The 18,932-nt window shown below is 69.3% G+C and carries 9 protein-coding genes and 2 pseudogenes; 9 read left to right on the forward strand and 2 right to left on the reverse strand.

The annotated features are described in order from the left end of the window. Window positions 1-9: 9 nt before the first annotated feature. The 3 genes from QE449_RS04440 to QE449_RS04450 all read left to right on the forward strand — a co-directional run bounded on the left by QE449_RS04440 (window position 10) and on the right by QE449_RS04450 (window position 3,451). Window positions 10-1,272: a transcriptional regulator gene (locus QE449_RS04440; RefSeq protein ID WP_222639572.1), complete on the forward strand. Its 1,263-nt coding sequence runs from the start codon at window positions 10-12 to the stop codon at window positions 1,270-1,272. Between the two features lie 104 nt (window positions 1,273-1,376). After that, window positions 1,377-2,900 (forward strand): aldehyde dehydrogenase, encoded by a 1,524-nt coding sequence (gene adh, locus QE449_RS04445; protein ID WP_027504630.1) that lies wholly within the window; start codon window positions 1,377-1,379, stop codon window positions 2,898-2,900. A 56-nt stretch (window positions 2,901-2,956) separates the two neighbouring features. After that, window positions 2,957-3,451, forward strand: coding sequence for a DUF779 domain-containing protein (locus QE449_RS04450; RefSeq protein ID WP_307108287.1), 495 nt, complete (start codon window positions 2,957-2,959; stop codon window positions 3,449-3,451). A 120-nt stretch (window positions 3,452-3,571) separates the two neighbouring features. Here QE449_RS04450 and QE449_RS04455 read toward each other — a convergent pair whose 3' ends face one another. Both QE449_RS04455 and QE449_RS04460 read right to left on the reverse strand, forming a co-directional pair. Continuing rightward, complete coding sequence (locus tag QE449_RS04455) at window positions 3,572-4,015, reverse strand: DUF559 domain-containing protein (RefSeq protein WP_307109676.1); 444 nt, start codon at window positions 4,013-4,015, stop codon at window positions 3,572-3,574. Window positions 4,016-4,210: 195 nt separating this feature from the next. Then, window positions 4,211-4,336 (reverse strand): annotated as a pseudogene (locus tag QE449_RS04460) (type IV toxin-antitoxin system AbiEi family antitoxin domain-containing protein); the annotation flags it as partial. Between the two features lie 168 nt (window positions 4,337-4,504). Here QE449_RS04460 and eat point away from each other — a divergent pair. The 6 genes and pseudogenes from eat (at window position 4,505) to QE449_RS04490 (ending at window position 18,901) form a co-directional block, all read left to right on the forward strand. Further along, window positions 4,505-5,935 (forward strand): ethanolamine permease, encoded by a 1,431-nt coding sequence (eat, locus tag QE449_RS04465; protein ID WP_307108288.1) that lies wholly within the window; start codon window positions 4,505-4,507, stop codon window positions 5,933-5,935. Further along, window positions 5,932-7,344, forward strand: a complete 1,413-nt coding sequence (locus QE449_RS04470; protein WP_307108289.1) for an ethanolamine ammonia-lyase subunit EutB — start codon at window positions 5,932-5,934, stop codon at window positions 7,342-7,344. The genes eat and QE449_RS04470 overlap by 4 nt, the downstream gene beginning before the upstream one ends. Further along, window positions 7,341-8,066 carry an ethanolamine ammonia-lyase subunit EutC gene (gene eutC, locus QE449_RS04475; protein WP_307108290.1) on the forward strand — a complete coding sequence of 242 codons (726 nt, stop codon included), beginning with the start codon at window positions 7,341-7,343 and terminating at the stop codon, window positions 8,064-8,066. Before QE449_RS04470 ends, eutC begins: the two co-directional genes overlap by 4 nt. Before the next feature lie 26 nt (window positions 8,067-8,092). Further along, a complete protein-coding gene (locus tag QE449_RS04480; protein WP_307108291.1) occupies window positions 8,093-9,598 on the forward strand; it encodes an amidohydrolase in 1,506 nt (501 codons plus the stop codon). A gap of 455 nt (window positions 9,599-10,053) precedes the next feature. Next, window positions 10,054-13,860: pseudogene (locus QE449_RS04485) on the forward strand (amino acid adenylation domain-containing protein); the annotation flags it as partial. Between the two features lie 88 nt (window positions 13,861-13,948). Continuing rightward, the gene (locus QE449_RS04490; RefSeq protein ID WP_373428366.1) at window positions 13,949-18,901 is read left to right on the forward strand and encodes an amino acid adenylation domain-containing protein; all 4,953 of its coding nucleotides are present in this window, start codon (window positions 13,949-13,951) and stop codon (window positions 18,899-18,901) included. Window positions 18,902-18,932: the final 31 nt, after the last annotated feature.

An 18,932-nucleotide genomic window follows, 5' to 3' on the forward strand; every position in this document is an offset into this window, starting at 1 on the left:
TGGGTCGCGATGAGGCCCGGGGACGACGCCGCCACGCTCGCGCGCTCCGTCTCCCGCGCTCACGAGACTTTCGTCGGGCCGGGCCTGTCGACCGTGGGACTCGCCCGTCCCGTCGATCCCCAGTCGCCCGTGCGGTCCGTCGTTCTCGACTCCTGGCTGCGTAGCCGCGACATGGGCGTCGACCCCGATCGTGGTGCGGACGATCTCCTCGACGACGTCACGCTCGCGCAGTACCGCGCCGATCACCCGATGTCCGTCATCCGACCCGTGGTGCGCAAACTCCTCGTCGAGGACGCCGCCGACACCGGTCTTCTCGTGGCCATCACCGACGCGTCGGGCCGGCTGCTGTGGGTCGAGGGCGACACCGCGGCGAAGGATCGCGCGAACGCCATGAACTTCACCGAGGGCGCTGACTGGAGCGAGGGGCGGATGGGCACCAACGCCCCCGGCACCGCGTTGGCCATCGATCACTGCGTGCAGATCTTCGCGGCCGAGCACTTCTCGCGGCCCGTGCACGAGTGGAGTTGCAGTGCAGCCCCCGTCCACCACCCCGTCACCGGCCGCATCCTGGGGGCCATCGACATCACGGGCGGTCCGCGCGTCGCGGTTCCCGAGGTGCTCTCGTTGGTCCGCGCGACGGTGGCGGCGGCCGAGTCCGAACTGCGATTGCATCTGCTCGAGTCCCCGCGTCCCGATCTCGACACCGGAGTCCGGCTGGAGGTACTCGGAGCCGGGCGCCCGTCGTTGGTCCGCGGCGGTGAACGCGTCGCCCTGTCCGGACGGCACGCCGAGATGCTGCTGCTGTTGCGGGCGCATCCCGAGGGGCTGAGCTCCGACCATCTCGCCGTGCTGCTCGACGAGAACGAGCTGGACTCGGTCACTGTTCGAGCCGAGATGTCGCGCCTGCGCAAGGTTTTCGGGGCCGACGGTGTGGCCTCGCGGCCCTATCGACTGGTGGCGGAACTGTCGTCGGACGTCGAGGACGTGCGGGCGGCTCTCGACCGCGGGGACATCGACGCGGCGCTGCGGCTCTACTCCGGCGTGGTGCTCCCGTCGTCGTACGCCCCGGGTATCGCGGAGATCCGCGAGGAGTTGCGAGTGCGCGTCCAGGCGGCGCTGCTGCGGTCCGGTGACCCGGTGCTGCTGGCGCGGTGGACGGCGTCGGTGCACGGCCGCGAGGACGCCGCCGCGTGGTCGGCCTACCTCGCCACGCTCAGCCCGTCCTCGGCGCTGTACGGGCAGGTCCAGGCTCGCCTCGCCCTGCTGGGCTGACCGAGTCGGCTCTGCAACGGTCATGCAACCGTCGTCGTTCTAGTGTCCTGCATCACAGCCCCCGATGACCGTGGGGGTGGATCACCGATGAAGGAGCATGTTCGATGACTGTCTTCGCTCGCCCGGGTACGCCCGACGCCGCCATGTCTTTCGAGGCCCGCTACGACAACTGGATCGGCAACGAGTGGGTCGCTCCGGTCAAGGGTCAGTACTTCGAGAACCCGACGCCCGTCACGGGACAGAACTTCTGCGAGATCGCGCGTTCCACCGCCGAGGACATCGACCTCGCCCTGGACGCCGCACACAAGGCCGCGCCGGCGTGGGGCAAGACCTCGCCCGCCGAGCGCGCCGTCATCCTGAACAAGATCGCCGACCGCATCGCCGAAAACCTCGACTCCATCGCGCTCGCCGAGTCGTGGGACAACGGCAAGCCGATCCGCGAGACGCTGAACGCCGACATCCCGCTCGCGATCGATCACTTCCGCTACTTCGCCGGATGCATTCGTGCGCAGGAGGGTTCGCTGTCCGAGATCGACAGTGACACCGTCGCGTACCACTTCCACGAGCCGCTCGGCGTCGTCGGCCAGATCATCCCGTGGAACTTCCCGATCCTGATGGCCGTGTGGAAGCTCGCCCCCGCGCTCGCCGCCGGCAACGCCGTCGTCCTCAAGCCGGCCGAGCAGACTCCCGCGTCGATCATGTACCTGATCAGCGTCATCGGTGACCTGCTGCCCCCGGGCGTGCTCAACATCGTCAACGGCTTCGGCACCGAGGCCGGCAAGCCGCTCGCGTCGAGCCCCCGCATCAAGAAGATCGCGTTCACCGGTGAGACCACGACCGGGCGCCTGATCATGCAGTACGCCTCGCAGAACCTCATCCCGGTGACGCTCGAGCTCGGCGGCAAGAGCCCCAACATCTTCTTCTCCGACGTGCTGTCGCAGAACGACGACTACCAGGACAAGGCCCTCGAGGGCTTCACGATGTTCGCCCTCAACCAGGGCGAGGTCTGCACCTGCCCGTCGCGTTCGCTGATCCAGCAGGACATCTACGACGACTTCCTCGCACTCGCCGCGATCCGCACCAAGGCCGTCCGCCAGGGTGATCCGCTGGACACCGAGACGATGATCGGCGCCCAGGCCTCGAACGACCAGCTCGAGAAGATCCTGTCGTACATCGAGATCGGCAAGGGCGAGGGCGCCAAGATCGTCACCGGCGGCGAGCGCGCGCAGCTCGGCGGCGACCTCAACGGCGGCTACTACGTGCAGCCCACCATCTTCACCGGCAAGAACAACATGCGCATCTTCCAGGAGGAGATCTTCGGACCCGTGGTCTCGGTCACCTCCTTCACCGACTACGCCAACGCCATCGAGATCGCCAACGACACGCTCTACGGCCTCGGCGCCGGTGTCTGGTCGCGTGACGGCGGCGTCGCCTACCGCGCCGGCCGCGACATCCAGGCCGGGCGCGTGTGGACCAACACGTACCACCAGTACCCGGCCCACGCGGCCTTCGGTGGCTACAAGCAGTCGGGCATCGGCCGCGAGAACCACAAGATGATGCTCGACCACTACCAGCAGACCAAGAACCTGCTGGTGAGCTACGCCCCGAAGGCTCAGGGCTTCTTCTGATGCAGCCGAACCACGGGTCGGCACCGCCTCCGAGGCTCAAAGCAACCGCCGGGGCGATGGAGCTTCTCCGTCGCCTCGGCGGGCTCCACGGCGCGCTGATGATGCATCAGAGCGGCGGATGCTGCGACGGGTCGTCGCCGATGTGTTACCCCGCAGGCGAATTCATCGTCGGGGACCGCGACGTCCTGCTCGGGCTCCTCGACCTGCGCGCGGAGGTGGGCACCGTCGCGGACGACCTGCCGAGCGACGGCGACGCCGTTCCGGTGTGGATCTCGGGGTCGCAGTTCCAGGCGTGGAAGCACACCCAGATGGTGCTCGACGTGGTGCCGGGTCGGGGCAGCGGCTTCTCCCTCGAGACGCCGGAGGGGTTGCGGTTCCTCAGTCGTGGGCGGGCCTACACCCCCGAGGAGAACGCGGAACTCGAGTCGCAGGACCCCATCACCGGCGCGCAGTGGGAGGAGGGCGCTCGCCCGACCGTCCCCACCGAGTCGATCGTGGTCGCCGAGGCCGTCGACGCCTGCCCGGTGCCGGGGATGGCGATTCAGGGTTGAGTCGGGTGCGCTGAGCCGCGGTTACCGCGGCTCAGCGCACCGTCGGAGGGTCGCTCGGACCTCGGCGATCACCTCGTCGGGTCTCTGTGTGAGGTCGCGCCAGGTGTACCGCAGCACCGTTCACTCCTGAACGACGACGTTCTGCCGAGTTCGGTCTCGGTGAAAGGCGGTGGGGTCCGAATGGAAGGCCCAGCCGTCGATCTCGATGCAGACGCGTTCGTCGAGGAACACGAAGTCCAGCACGTACCCGCGCCACGGAAAGTTGACCAGGAACCCGGTGATGCGTCCATTGCGCATCACGGCGAGGAAGAGTCGCTCGGCCTCCGACCGAGCTCCTCCCTCCGCTGCCACGAGAAGCTTCTCGGCGGCGGGCGCGCCACGTCGCCGGGGGTTCCGATCGTGTGCGCGCTGGAGCACGGACGGCGACATCCGCCCGCGAAGGGCCACGTCGACGATGCCCATGCCCATCTCCTCGGACGCTTCGAGAACCGTGAGACCCGACGCCGTGACGCGGATTCCGCGCATCGCCACCACGTCGGCGGGGTCGAGGTTCCGTCGTCGCACCCGAACACCCGACGGCGCCCTGCTCCGTCCTCCGCGCGGGACCGTGACATCGACGATGCGTGGTGCAACCGAAACGAGTCCGTGCCAGTACGCGGCACTCGCCGACGTCACAACCGCCCCGTCGCCGGCCCAGTATGCGGCGCACCGCACCCTCGCGGCGTCCGTCCACGGTCTGTCGCAGGCGACGTAGACGCCTCGTGTGACGCGACGCCATCGGCCGGCTCGCACGCGCCGATCGATCGCGTCCTGGCTCACCCCGGCGTCGTGAGCCTGCGTCGCGGTGATGACACCGTCGTGCAGAGCGAGAAGTCGATCGATCACAGGCGTTGGACGGCCGCGTCGGCCCTCCTGGTTCCCGCCGGGTGCGCGCGGCCGCGGTTACCGCGGGTCAGCGCACCGTCCAGTGGAAAAACAACCGCAACGTCCCCGCAACAGAGAAGTCCTAGCCTCACCCTCACCACCCGCTCACACTCCGAAAGAGGCTCACCCATGGCCGTGAAGGAACCGCGCCCCGTGGCGTCCGATTCTCAGGCAGAATCGTCCGACTACCTGGCCAAGCGCACGCTCAAGACCGGCAGCGCGGGGTGGGTGCTGCTGGCCGGGCTGGGCGTCAGCTACGTCATCTCGGGTGACTACTCGGGGTGGAACTTCGGACTCGAGCAGGGCGGGTTCGGTGGTCTGCTGATCGCCGGCATCCTCATCGCGGGCATGTACCTGGCGATGGTGCTGGGCATGGCGGAGATGTCGTCTGCGCTCCCGGCCGCGGGCGGCGGATACACGTTCGCCCGGCGCGCGCTCGGACCGTGGGGCGGATTCGCCACCGGCACAGCCATTCTCATCGAGTACGCCATCGCCCCCGCGGCCATCGCGACGTTCATCGGCGCGTACGTCGAGTCGCTCGGCCTGTTCGGGATCACCGACGGGTGGTGGGTGTACCTCGCCGTCTATGCCATCTTCATCGGCGTTCACCTCGCCGGCGTGGGTGAAGCGCTGAAGGTCATGTTCGTCATCACCGGCATCGCCCTCGTGGGCCTCGTCATCTTCGCGGTCGCTGCGGTCTTCCAGTTCGACGCGTCCAACCTCACCGATATCGCCCCGACGGACGCCGCGGGCGCGTCGAGCTTCCTGCCGATGGGGTACCTGGGGATCTGGGCCGCGGTGCCGTTCGCGATCTGGTTCTTCCTCGCGATCGAGGGCGTGCCGCTCGCGGCCGAGGAAGCGAAGGATCCGGCGCGCAACGTGCCACGCGGCATCATCGCCGCCATGGCGGTGCTGCTGGTGACCGCCACCGCCATGCTGATCCTCGTGACGGGCGCCGGCGGAGCCGACGCGATGCAGGCGTCGGGCAACCCGTTGGTGGAGGCGCTGGGAGACAGCGGCGCCGCGACGGTGGTCAACTACATCGGCCTCGCCGGTCTGATCGCCAGCTTCTTCTCCATCATGTACGCCTACTCCCGGCAGCTGTTCGCGCTGAGCCGCGCCGGCTACTTGCCGAAGTCGATGTCGGTGGTCAACAGCCGAAAGGCGCCGACGCTGGCACTGATCGTGCCCGGCGTCATCGGCTTCGCCCTGACGTTCACCGGCAAGGGCTCGATGTTGTTGAACATGGCCGTCTTCGGGGCGGCGCTGAGCTACGTTCTGATGATGGTGAGCCACATCGTGCTGCGTCGCCGCGAGCCCGACATGCCGCGTCCGTACCGCACCCCTGGCGGCACGGTCACGACCGGATTCGCGCTCGTCATCGCCGCCTTCGCCGTGATCGCGACGTTCCTCGTGGACAGTCAGGCGGCGCTGTGGTGCCTGGTCGTGTTCGCGCTCTTCATGGTCTACTTCGGCGTCTACAGCCGCCATCACCTGGTGGCCAATTCCCCGGACGAGGAGTTCGCGGCGCTCGCCGCTGCCGAGGACGAACTCGGGTGAGCACCTACCACCAGCAGATCTCGGGAACCACGTACACCTTCGACGGTCTCGTCGAGGTCATGGCGAAGGCCACCCCGGCGCGATCGGGCGATCAACTCGCAGGCTGCGCGGCGGAGTCGGACGCCGAACGTGCCGCCGCCGCCTGGGTTCTGGCGGATCTCCCGTTGCAGACTTTCCTCGACGAGCAGGTGGTGCCGTACGAGAGCGACGAGGTCACCCGCCTCATCATCGACAGCCACGACGCGCAGGCATTCGACGCGGTCTCGCATCTGACGGTGGGCGGTCTGCGGGACTGGTTGCTCACGGTCGCAGCGGAACCCGACAGCGCCCGGACACTGCGGGACGTCGCGCCCGGCCTCACCCCGGAGATGGTGGCCGCGACGAGCAAGATCATGCGTAACCAGGATCTGATCGCGGTGGCGCGGGCGGCGACGGTGATCTCGGCGTTCCGCACCACCATCGGTCTGCCCGGCACGATGGCCACCCGCCTGCAGCCCAATCATCCGACGGACGACCCGCACGGTATCGCCGCGGCAACGCTCGACGGTCTGCTGATGGGATCGGGCGACGCCGTCATCGGCATCAACCCGGCGACCGACTCACCCGCTGCGACAGCCGATCTGCTGTACCTGCTCGACGAGATCCGCCAGCGTTTCGAGATTCCGGTGCAGTCGTGTGTGCTCTCCCACGTCACCACCACCGTGGACCTGATCGGCAAGGGTGTCCCGGTGGATCTCGTGTTCCAGTCCATAGCGGGAACCGAGGGTGCCAACTCCAGTTTCGGGGTGACGGTGCCGATGCTTCTGGAGGCGAACGAGGCAGGAAAGTCGTTGCACCGCGGCACCGTCGGGAACAACGTCATGTACCTGGAGACGGGCCAGGGTTCGGCGCTGTCCGCGAACTCGCACGTCGGTACCGGGGGCAAGCCCGTCGATCAGCAGACGCTCGAGACCCGCGCGTACGGGTTGGCGCGGGCGCTCGATCCGCTGTTGGTCAACACCGTCGTGGGCTTCATCGGACCCGAGTACCTCTACGACGGCAAGCAGATCATCCGCGCCGGCCTCGAGGACCACTTCTGCGGCAAGATCCTGGGTCTGCCCATGGGTGTCGACGTCTGCTACACCAACCATGCCGAAGCGGACCAGGACGACATGGACACGTTGTTGACGCTGCTCGGTGCCGCGGGCGCCGCCTTCGTCATCGCCGTGCCGGGTGCCGACGACATCATGCTCGGCTACCAGAGCCTGTCCTTCCACGATGCCCTCTACGTCCGGCAGGTGTTGGGCCTTAAGCCCGCTCCCGAGTTCGAGGCGTGGATGCACCGGCTGGGGATGACCGACGACGCGGGGCGGGTCCTGCCCGTCGACGCTGCATCGTCGCCGCTGCGAGCACTGACGACGCCGGCATGAGCACCCCGGACTTCTGGACCGACCTCCGCGTGACGACGCAGGCACGCATCGGACTCGGCCGGGCGGGCGATGCGTTGCCGACGACGCGGGTGCTCGAGTTCCGTGCCGCCCACGCCGCGGCGCGGGACGCGGTCCACATGCCGCTCGACACCGACAGCTTCGCTCGGGAGATCGCCGCCGTCGGACTCGGTGATCCGGTGGTCGTGTCCAGCAAGGCGTCCACCCGCAGCGAGTATCTGCGTCGTCCCGATCTGGGACGGCAGCCCGAGGACCTGTCCGGCGTCGACACGGTCGACGCGGACATCGGAATCGTGTTGTGCGACGGTCTGTCCCCGCGGGCACTGATGGATCACGGTGCGGGTCTGCTCGCTGCGCTGAAGGAGTCGCTGGGTACGTTCACGATCGCGTCCCCGGTGATCGCGACCCAGGCCAGGGTGGCGCTGGGTGACCACGTGGGCGCTGCGCTCGGGGTGTCCACGCTGATCGTCGTCATCGGCGAGCGTCCCGGTCTCTCGGTGGCGGACAGCCTCGGCATCTATCTGACGCACGGTCCGAAGCCGGGCCGCAACGATTCCGAGCGCAACTGCATCTCGAACATCCACCCGCCCGGCGGCATGCACTACGACCACGCGGCGCGGGTGACGGCATCGTTGGTCGCGGGTGCGCGCACGCTCGGGCGGTCCGGCGTCGATCTCAAGGACTCCTCTCGCGAACTGACCTGACCCGCGCACCGTTAGGGTCTGACATCGTGCTGCTGCAACGTGTGCGCGTCGATCCCGCGCGGGACGACCTCTCGGACGTCCGCATCGTCGACGACCTGGTGCGCGAGATCTCGGCACCCGGGGAGCGCCTGAGTCCCGCCTCCGCCGAGACCGTCGTCGACGGGCGCGGGGGAGTGGTGCTGCCCGGGTTCGTCGACGGGCACCTGCACATGGCGCAGTGGGCACTCGCGCGCCGCCGACTGGACGTCGGCGCGGCCACCAGTGCACGGCACCTCGTCGACCTGCTGGTGGCGTCGGGCCTCACCGGCGACCTTCGTGCACAGGGCTTCCGGGGTGCCCTCTGGCCGGACGCACCGCACAAGGACATGCTCGAGGCCGCGCTGCCGGGTGTGTCCGTCGCGGTGACGAGCATGGATCTGCACACCGTCTGGCTCTCCCCGGCGTTGCTGCGCGAGCTCGCGGTCGATCACCCCACCGGTGTCTTCCGTGATCACGACGCCATCGCGATCGCGAGTGCCGTCGACGCGCGTGTCGGTACGGGCGTGCTCGACGAGTACGTGTGCGAGGCCACCGAGGATCTCGCCGCGCGGGGCGTGACCGAGGTCCTCGACTTCGAGTTCGACGACAACCTCACCGCGTGGACGCGGCGCTTCGCCTCCGGTCGTCCGGCGGTGCGGGTGAGCGCGTCGACGTGGCCGACGTGGCTCGACGAGACTCTGGCGGCCGGACACCGGACCGGCGACGTCGCCGCGGACACGGGCCGCATGCTCCGCATGGGGCCGCTGAAGATCATGGCCGACGGGTCGCTCAACACGCGGACGGCCTGCTGCCACGACCCCTATCCCGACGCGGGGCACGCGGCGCCGGCGACGCACGACGCCGAGGCACACGGGCTGCTGCTCGTCGACCATCCGGAGCTGGTGCGATTGATCTCGCGCGCGGCGGGCGGTGGGATCGCCGCCGCGGTGCACGCCATCGGTGACCGCGCCAACACCGTCGTGCTCGACGCCTTCGAGACCGTGCGCGCGCTCATGGACTCGGGTGCTCTCCCCGTCGTCGGTGGACGCGTCGAGCACGCGCAGCAGGTCCGCCCGGAAGACCTGGACCGGTTCGCGGCGCTGGGCGTCGTCGCCTCTGTCCAGCCTCAGCACGCGGTGACCGACCGCGACGTCGCCGACGTGCTGTGGTCCGGCCGACGATCGATCGCGTACGGCTACCACTCGCTGCACCGCCACGGCGCGCTGCTGCAGTTCGGGTCCGACGCTCCCGTCTCCCCGCCCGATCCGCGGTCGGCCGTCGCCGACGCCGTGTTCCGCACCGACGACGAGCGACCGTCCTGGCATCCGGGCGAGGCGGTGCCGATGGACGTCGCACTGCGGGCGGCATCGGGTGGGCGCGCAGGTGTCGACGTCGGATCCGCCGCCGATCTCGTCGTGCTCGCCGAGTCCCCGTACGTCCTGTCGAACGCCGACCTGCGGTCCGTTCCGGTGATCGCCACGATCAGCGGTGGGCGCGCGACCCACGTGTCCTGAGCCTTCGCCACCGTGTCGGAGACACACGCGGTGGCCGAGCAACCCGACCAGTGTCGCTACCCGGCGGTAGTGTCGATGTGTGACAACAGTCTCGCGGTGTGGGTGCATGTTCCACGCCCGGTCGACGCCGCCGGGAGCGTCGCGGGCCGCATTCGGCGCGTCGGTGGGCCACGGGCGGCGCCTGTTCGGTGGAAAGTCCGACAATCCCTCCGGAAACGGGATCGTCGACCGTTTTCGTGCCATTCCTCGTGACGGGGGGTGGGGACCGTGTTCCGAGGGCGTCGTCCCTGCTCACACACCCTTTTCTCGCGTTGCGCGGCGAGCGCGTTGGGTCGTACCCGACGTGGTCGACTAGCATGGAGGGCTGCTTGCCAACGAAAGGACTGTCATCGACCACGTCGATTCATCGTCACTGATCAGCGACGTAACGAGTGGCGCCCGCATTCCGGTAAGGAATGAGGTGGAAGTGGAGCACGACGCCCACGGGCGAATCGACGGGCACAGCGCCGGGTACGGATCGCGAATCGGGGGAATCGCTGTCCTGCCACCGTTCACGACGGTGGGCTCGGTCGGCCGGGGCGCGGTGCGCGAGCACGGTGTCGCGAGAGATCACGGGGAGTAGACGAGTGGATGACGGTGCACGGTTCGACGGCGGACCGGCTGACGACGACCGCTCCGACGAGACGGTGACGAGCGAGACGCAGGTGAGCTCGGCGGGAGTGCTGCCCGAGGGCGCGTTCCCGCTGTCGGGAGCACAGCGCGGCATCTGGTTCGCGCAGCAGTTGGCCGGGGACGTGCCGATCGCGATCGCGCACTACGTCGAGCTGAACGGAAGCCTCGACCTCGACCGTCTCGAGTACGCGCTGGACCGGGCGGGCCGCGAGTTCGGATCGGGCTATCTGCGTCTGGCCGAGGTGGACGGCGAGCCGTTCCAGTACGTGGACCTCAGCATGCGTGATCACATCTCCTACTTCGACCTGCGCTCCGAGTCCGACCCGGAAGCCGCGGCGATGGACTGGATGACGCGCGAGTACAGCACGCCGGTGGACATGCTCGTCGACCGTCTCGTGGTGTCCCACGTGCTGCAGTTGAGCGACGAGCGGTGGTTCTGGTACTCCCGCATCCATCACGTCGCGCTCGACGGTTTCGGCGCGATGACGATGATCCAGCGCACCGCTGCGCTGTACACGGCAGCGGTGGAGGGCAGGGAGCCCGAACCCTCCAAGGCCGTCGATCTGAACGATCTCTATGTCGACGACGCCAAGTACCGGTCGTCGGACCGCTTCGAGAAGGACGCCGCGTACTGGGCGGAGAGAGTGCGCAGCCTCCCGGATCCGCCGTCCCTCTCGGCCGTCACCGCTCCGCCGACGTCGCCCGCGCTCATCGCCGGTGGCTTCGTCTCCACCGACCTCGCCGAGCGCCTCGACCGGCGGGTCACCGATCTCGGCACCGCGTCGGCACCGTTCGTGGTCGCCGCCTTCGCCGCGTTCGTCTCCCGCATGACGGGGGCCGAGGACACGGTCCTGAGCCTGCCGGTCTCGGCGCGCACGACGGCGGCCATGCGTCGCTCGGGCGGCATGGTCTCCAACGTGGTCCCGCTGCGTCTCGCACTCCCGCCGAGCTGCACGGTCGCCGAGTCCGCGTCCCGCGCCCAGCTCGAACTCACCGGCGCCCTGCGCCGGCAGCGCTACCGCCACGAGGACATTCGTCGCGACAGCGGCGAGTCGGCGACCCAACGCGGACTGTTCGGCCCGTCGATCAACATCATGCTGTTCCACGACGAGCTGCGGCTCGGCGACCTCAACGGCTCGTACAACGTCCTGACCACGGGTCCGGTCGAGGACCTGGCGCTGAACATCTATCCCGGTGCGGACAGCCGCGAACTGCGGATCGACTTCGAGGCGAACCCGCTGCGGTACACGCAGGACCAGCTGAACGCGCATCGTGCCCGCTTCGTGCGCTTCCTCGATGCGCTGATCGATGCCGAGCCCGACGCACCGCTCGGATCGCTCGAGGTGCTGACCGACGACGAGCGGCGGCGTTTCGTCCCCGCACTGGGCGGCGAGAGCTTCCCGCAGGTCACTTTCGGCGACATCATCGCCCGCGCCGTCGACGCCGCTCCGGACACGGTGGCCGTCACGTGCGGGTCGGAATCGGTCACGTACGAAGAGCTCGACGCGCGCTCCAACCGTCTGGCCCGGCTGCTGATCTCGCGGGGCGTCGGACCGGAGAGCGTCGTCGCGGTCGCACTCGGTCGATCGGTCGAGATGATCCACGCGACGTGGTCGATCGTGGCGTCGGGCGGCGCCTTCCTGCCCATCGACCCGGCGTATCCGCTCGAGCGCATCGTGCACATGCTCGGGGACTCGGGCGCCCGGATCGGCGTGACCACCCGACGACACGTCGCGGACCTGCCGGACACGATCGACTGGCTCGTCGTCGACGACGACGAGCTGTGCGGCGACCTCGAGGTCTGCTCGCCCGCCCGCATCACCGACGCCGAGCGATCGGCTCCGGTCCGACCGTTCACCGCTGCGTGGATGATCTACACCTCGGGATCCACCGGCTTGCCGAAGGGCGTCACCGTCGGCCACGACGGACTGTCGAACATCATCGGCGAGATGACCGTCTCGTACGGGGTGTCGACGAAGTCGGTCGTCCTCGGTGTCGCGTCGCCGAGTTTCGACGCGTCCATCTTCGAGCAGCTGATGGCGCTCTCGTCGGCGACGACTCTGGCTCTCGCTCCGTCGGGGGTGTTCGGCGGAGAGGAACTCGCGGACTACATCCGCGAGAAGAACGTCACGCACGTCGTCATCACGCCGGCCGCGTTGGGATCGTTGGACCCGGACGGTCTCGAGCAGATCGAGTCGATCATCAGCGCCGGTGAGGCACTGCCGTCCGAGGTGGCGGCACGCTGGGCTCCGCGCACCGCGCTGCGGAACGCCTACGGCCCCACCGAGACCACGATGATCGGATCGATCTCCGATCCACTGGTGCCCGGTGCTCCCGTGACCATCGGGTCGCCCATCCGAGGAACGCGACAGGTGGTGTTGGACAACAGGCTCCGGCCCGTTCCCGTGGGTGTCGTGGGTGAGCTGTATCTCGCCGGTGTGGACCTCGCCCGCGGGTACGCCAATCGCTTCGCGCTCACCGCCACGCGCTTCGTGGCCGGACCGTGGGCCGAGCCGGGCGGGCGCATGTACCGCACCGGTGACCTGGTCCGGTGGACCGAGGACGGCGACATCGTCTACGTCGGTCGCGCCGACTCGCAGGTGAAGATCCGCGGCTTCCGCATCGAACTGGGCGAGATCGACGCGGTGCTCGCCGAGCATCCCAGCGTCCGTACCGCCGTCACCGTGGCGCACCGGCAGTCGTCCGGGGCCACGGTGCTCGCGGCGTACGTCGTGCTGCGTCCGGACACGACGCTCGAGCACACCGAACTGCTACGCCATGCCGCGCAACATCTTCCGTCGCACATGATCCCTGCCGCCGTCGTGGTCCTGGACCGCCTGCCCGTCACCGTCAACGGCAAGATCGACCACCGGCGGCTGCCCGAGCCGGTGCTCGCGACGCGCGAGTTCCGCGCCCCGACCACCGTGGTCGAGGAGATCGTGGCATCCGTCTTCACGCAACTGATGGGTGTCGACCGGGTCGGACTCGACGACGACTTCTTCGCTCTCGGCGGCAACTCGCTCATCGCGACGCGCGCCGTCTCCCGTCTGGGTGCCGCACTGGGGACACAGGTCTCGGTGCGCACGTTGTTCGAGGCACCCACCGTCGAGTCGCTCGCGTCCCGACTGCAGCAGGGTGGCCGCGGCGAGACCCGCACGCCGCTGGTGCCCCGCGAGCGGACCGGGCCGGTGCCGCTGTCGCTCGCGCAGCGCCGCATGTGGTTCCTCAATCAGTTCGACCCGTCGTCGGTCGCCTACAACATCCCGTTGGCCCTGCGCCTCGAGGGTGATCTGGACATCGCCGCGCTGCAGGTCGCGATCATGGACGTCGTCGACCGCCACGAGGCGCTGCGGACGTCCTACCCGGACACCGAGAACGGACCGGTCCAGGTCGTCCACGATCCCGAGGCCGTGGTGCCGGACCTGACACCCGTGCCGGTCGACGCGGGGGATCTGCACGGCGTGCTGATCTCCTTCGCGATGACCACCTTCCAGGTCACGGAGCACGTCCCGCTGGTCGGTCGCCTGTTCCAGATCAGCGAGACCGACCACGTGCTGGCCATCGTGGTGCATCACATCTCCGCCGACGGTGCATCCCTGACAACCCCTCGCGCGCGACCTGATGGCGGCCTACAGCGCCCGCATCGCGTTCTACGCGCCCACGTGGACCCCACTGCCCGTGCAGTACGTCGACTACACGTTGTGGCAGCGGGAGGTGCTGGGGTCCGAGGACGATCCCACGTCGCTCATCGCGCAGCAGGAGCGCTACTGGGTCGAGACCCTGCGCGACGCACCGGATCTGCTGCCGCTCCCGATCGACCGGGCCCGTCCGTCCCGGTCGTCGCTCAGCGGCGGAGCGCACGCGTTCGAGATCGATGCCGAGCTCCACGCGAAGATGATCGACCTGGCCGGGCGCCACCGCACCACGCTCTTCATGGTGGTGCACGCGGCGCTGGCCGTGACGCTCGCCAAGATCAGTTCTACCGACGACATCGTCATCGGCACCCCGGTCGCGGGACGCGGCGACGCGGCGATCGACGACCTCGTCGGCATGTTCGTGAACACCTTGGCGCTGCGCACCACCGTGGGCAGTCGCCAGCCGTTCGACGCGCTGCTGGACCACGTCCGCGAACGCGACCTGCAGGCGTTCGCCAACAGCGACGTTCCGTTCGAGCGTCTCGTGGAGGTGCTGTCCCCGGCGCGGTCGGAGTCGCGTCACCCGATCTTCCAGGTGATGCTGGCGTTCGAGAACATGGGTCACTCGACGGTGGAACTCACCGGACTGCGCCTGTCCACGGTCGATCTCGACCTGCAGGTGGTCAAGTTCGATCTGCAGCTGACCATGACCGATCGCACCGACGACGCGGGCCGTCCCGCCGGTATGCCGGCCACCTTCTCGTACGCGTCGACACTGTTCGACGCCTCGACCATCGAGGCGATCACGCGCCGGTTCGTGCAGGTGCTGACCACGATCGTCGACGATCCCACCGTGTCGGTCGCCGACATCGACGTGCTCGACGCCAGTGACCGCGTGGTCGCCGAGAGGTCGATCCAGCGCGTGTCCGAGGGCCGTCCCGTGGGTGACGACACCATCGTCTCGCGGGTGCTCGATCACGCGGCGAGCCACCCCGAGGCGAGTGCGGTGCGGTTCGGCGAGGTCTCGATCACGTACGGGGAGTTGGACTCTCGTTCGCGCGCTGCTGCAGCGAGGCTGTACGCGATGGGGGTGCGGTCCGGCGATCGGGTCGCGGTGGTGTGCGACCGATCGGTGGATCTGGTCGCCGTGCTGTTCTCCGTCATGCGGGCCGGCGCGACCTACGTGCCGATCGACCCGGAGTATCCCGGTGACCGTGTCGACTACGTCGTCGCCGACTCCGGTGCGCGCTTCGCCGTGGTCTCCGCTCGGCTCGAGGACCAGGTGCGCCGCGACGGCCTGACCGTCGTCGTGGACACCGATGTCGTGGCGCCGGAATCGGATTCGGAGGCGGGGTCCACCGCGCTGCTTCCCATGGCACGGCCGGACGACGTCGCGTACATCATCTACACCTCCGGATCCACCGGGAACCCGAAGGGTGTCGCGATCCCGCACACCAACGTGGTGACATTGCTGACGAACACCGAGCAGTACTTCGGCTTCGGACCCGACGACGTCTGGACGATGTTCCACTCCTACGCGTTCGACTTCTCGGTGTGGGAGTTGTGGGGCGCGCTCACCACGGGCGGCAGCGTCGTCGTGGTGGACCACTGGACCGCGCGCTCGCCGGGCGACTTCCTGGACATGCTCGCCGACCGGGGCGTGACGGTGCTCAACCAGACACCGTCGGCGTTCTACCAACTCGCCGAGGCCGAGCGCGATCGGGCGGGCACCGAGCTGTCCCTGCGCCACGTCGTCTTCGGCGGTGAGGCGCTGGATCTGTCGCAGCTGCAGCGCTGGTACGCGCGGCACGCGGACGACAGTCCCCGCCTCGTGAACATGTACGGCATCACCGAGACGACGGTGCACGTCACCTACCAGGAGCTGACGGCGGCATTCGCGGCCGCGGCCCAGGGCAGTGTGATCGGCGTTCCCGTCCCGGGGCTCGGCGGCATCGTGCTCGACGACGCCCTGCGGCCCGTGCCCGTCGGCGTTCCCGGTGAGCTCTACGTCCTGGGTGATCAGTTGGCACAGGGCTACGTCGGTCGCCCCGACCTGAACGCCACCCGGTTCGTGGCCAACCCGTACCTGGCCGGTCAGCGGATGTACCGATCCGGTGACGTCGTGCGGTGGAACCGCGACGGTGCACTGGAGTACCTCGCACGTGCGGACGCCCAGGTCCAGATTCGCGGGTTCCGCGTGGAACTGGGCGAGATCGAGACCGTGGTGGCGTCCACGCCCGGCGTCGCGGGGGCCGCGGCGTCGGTGGTGCGGCGTCCGGCCGGCGACGTCCTGGTCGCGTTCGTGGTGCCCGAATCGGGCTCCACGGTCGACGCGGCGGCAGTCACCGAACACGTCGCCTCGCTGTTGCCGGCGTACATGGTTCCCGCGCGCATCGTCGAGCTGGACCGTCTGCCGCTGACCGTGAACGGCAAGCTCGACCGCAAGGCGCTGCCCGAGGTCACCGAGGACTCCGATCGCACGTACCGCGCACCCGAGACGCGGGTGGAGAAGGCGATCGCGGGGGTCTTCGAGGACATCCTCGACGTCACGCCCGTCGGCCTGGACGACGACTTCTTCGGGCTCGGCGGCAACTCGCTCGTCGCGACGCAGGTCGCGTCCCGCATCGGTACCGAACTGGGCGTGCACGTTCCGGTCCGCGCGGTGTTCGACGCGACCACCGTCGCCCGACTCGCGGCGGTCGTCGCCGAGCTCGGCGCGTCCGATCGACCCGCGCTCGTCGCCGGTCCCCGTCCCGACGTGATCCCGCTGGCACTCGCGCAGCAGCGCATGTGGCTGAGCAACCGGCTCGACCCGTCGTCGCCGATGTACAACCTGCCGTTGGGCATCCGACTCGAGGGCCGTCTCGATCTCGACGCCCTGCGCCGGGCCGTGCACGACCTCGTGACGCGGCACGAGATCCTCCGCACCGTCTATCCCCACACGGACGGCGTACCGCGGCAGGAGATCCTCACGGTCGACGAGGCGGGCGTCGAGCTCGCGGTCCAGGACGTTCCGTCCGCGCGCTGGATCGACGAGTTCGTCGCTCTCGCGACGAGCGGCTTCGACGTCACCACGGCGGTCCCGCTGCGGCTCGCGGTCTTCCGTGACCCTGAGGTCTCCACCGAGGCCGTGCTCGCGATCGTCGTGCACCACATCGCCGCGGACGGCGTGAGCCGCGTGGCGCTGACCCGCGACCTCGTCACCGCCTACCTCGCACGCACCGAGGGCGTCGACCCCGCGTGGGCTCCGCTCCCCGTCCAGTACGCGGACTACGCGGTGTGGCAGCGCGACGTCATCGGCTCGCCCCGCGACGCCGAGTCGGTCGCGTCCGCCCAGATCGCCTACTGGAAGCAGGCTCTCGACGGCCTGCCCCCGGAGCTGGACCTGCCGCGTGACCGGGAGCGGCCGGCGTCGCCCACCCGCGAGGGTGCGTCCGTCCACTTCGCCGTGGACGGGTTCGCGGCGGACCGGGTGGAGGCACTGGCGCGCGACCACAACGCGACGCGATTCATGGTGGTGCACGCGGCACTCGCCGTCGTCCTCTCCCGCCTGTCCGGATCGACGGACATCGCGATCGGCACCGCTCTCGCGGGCCGCGGAGATCCGGCGCTCGACAACCTGGTCGGCATGCTCGTCAACACGGTGGCCCTGCGTCTGCGGGTCGACGAGGATCTGAGCTTCGCCGAACTGGTGGCCGCAGCCCGTCGCGTGGACGTCGACGCGTTCGCGCACTCGGAGGTGCCGTTCGAGACCGTCGTCGACGCCGTCGCGCCGCAGCGCACGGGATCGGTGCCGCCGCTCTTCCAGACCGCACTGGCGTTCCGCAACATCACGCCGGCGCGGGTGGAGCTGCCCGAGATCACCGTGTCCGAACTGGAGAATCCGTTCGAGCCCGCCAACTTCGATCTGTTGCTCACGGTCGACGACGACGGCTCGCGGAAGCCGGGCGGCGACATGACGATGATGTTCACGTACTCGACCGAGCTGTTCGACGAGGAGACGGTGGAGACCTTCGGCCGGCATCTGGCGTCGGTGCTGCGGGCCGGGGTCACCGAACCCACGCGCGTCGTCGCCGATCTGCCGCTCGCCGAGGTGGTCACCGCGGCGCCCGTGGTGGAGCCCACGACCCCCGCGGCGTACTCGGGACCGTCGGTGGTCACGTCGTTCGCGTCGGCCGTGGAATCCGATCCGGACGCCCCCGCCGTCGTGATCGGCGAGAACGAGGTCAGCTACGCCGACCTCGACGCTCGTTCCAACCGCCTGGCGCGCTGGCTCGCGGGGGCAGGAGTCGGTGCCGGGTCGACGGTCGCGGTCCGGTCCGGCGACCCCGGCCTCGACACGGACACCCTGGCCCTGTGGTGGGGGATCCTCAAGGCAGGCGCGGCGTTGGACATCGGCCGAGTCGCACCCGACGTGATCGTGCTGTCCGGCGCATCCCGCAACGGGAGTCGGGCGCCGCTGATCCTGTCGGTGGACGACGCCGCCGACGACGTGGCGCAGTTCTCCGCGCGCCCCGTCACGTACGCGGATCGGGCACGCCCGCAGAACGGAGCCGATCCGGCGCTGGTCCTGCCGACCGGGACGGGCTCGGTCGGCGTGCTCACGTTCGACGAGCTCTCCGGCATCGTGTCCGCCGAACTCGATCGACTCGCCGTGGACTACGAGTCCCGGTTGTTCGCGACGGCGGCGGTCTCGACCGTGTCGCAGGCGCTGCGGGCGCTGGTCGCCGGTGTCGCGGGCGCCGCTGTGCTGGTGCAGGACGGTGCGGCGGAGTCGCTGACGGACGTGCTGCTCGATCAGTGGGTGACGCACCTGTTCGCCACCCCGTCGGACCTGTCGGCGGTGGACGCCGGGGAGTTCGAGGATCTCGCCGTGGTGGTCACCGACGCGGGCCGGGGCGACAACGAGTCGTGCGACGGCTTCGCCGACGGCACCGAGATCGACGTCGTGCCGTTGACCTCGACGGGTATCGGACTCGCCATGCGGAGCTCATGACGGGATCCGTCCACACCACGGAGACAGGCGC

The sequence above is a fragment of the Rhodococcus sp. SORGH_AS_0303 genome, from assembly GCF_030819335.1.
GTDB lineage: Bacteria > Actinomycetota > Actinomycetes > Mycobacteriales > Mycobacteriaceae > Rhodococcoides.

What these genes read in the sequence shown, in the direction of transcription:
- eat (WP_307108288.1), top strand. Translation starts at nt 4,505, where the DNA reads ATGGCCGTGAAGGAACCGCGCCCCGTGGCGTCCGATTCTCAGGCAGAA.
- QE449_RS04450 (WP_307108287.1), top strand. Translation starts at nt 2,957, where the DNA reads ATGGAGCTTCTCCGTCGCCTCGGCGGGCTCCACGGCGCGCTGATGATG.
- adh (WP_027504630.1), top strand. Translation starts at nt 1,377, where the DNA reads ATGACTGTCTTCGCTCGCCCGGGTACGCCCGACGCCGCCATGTCTTTC.
- eutC (WP_307108290.1), top strand. Translation starts at nt 7,341, where the DNA reads ATGAGCACCCCGGACTTCTGGACCGACCTCCGCGTGACGACGCAGGCA.
- QE449_RS04440 (WP_222639572.1), top strand. Translation starts at nt 10, where the DNA reads ATGAGGCCCGGGGACGACGCCGCCACGCTCGCGCGCTCCGTCTCCCGC.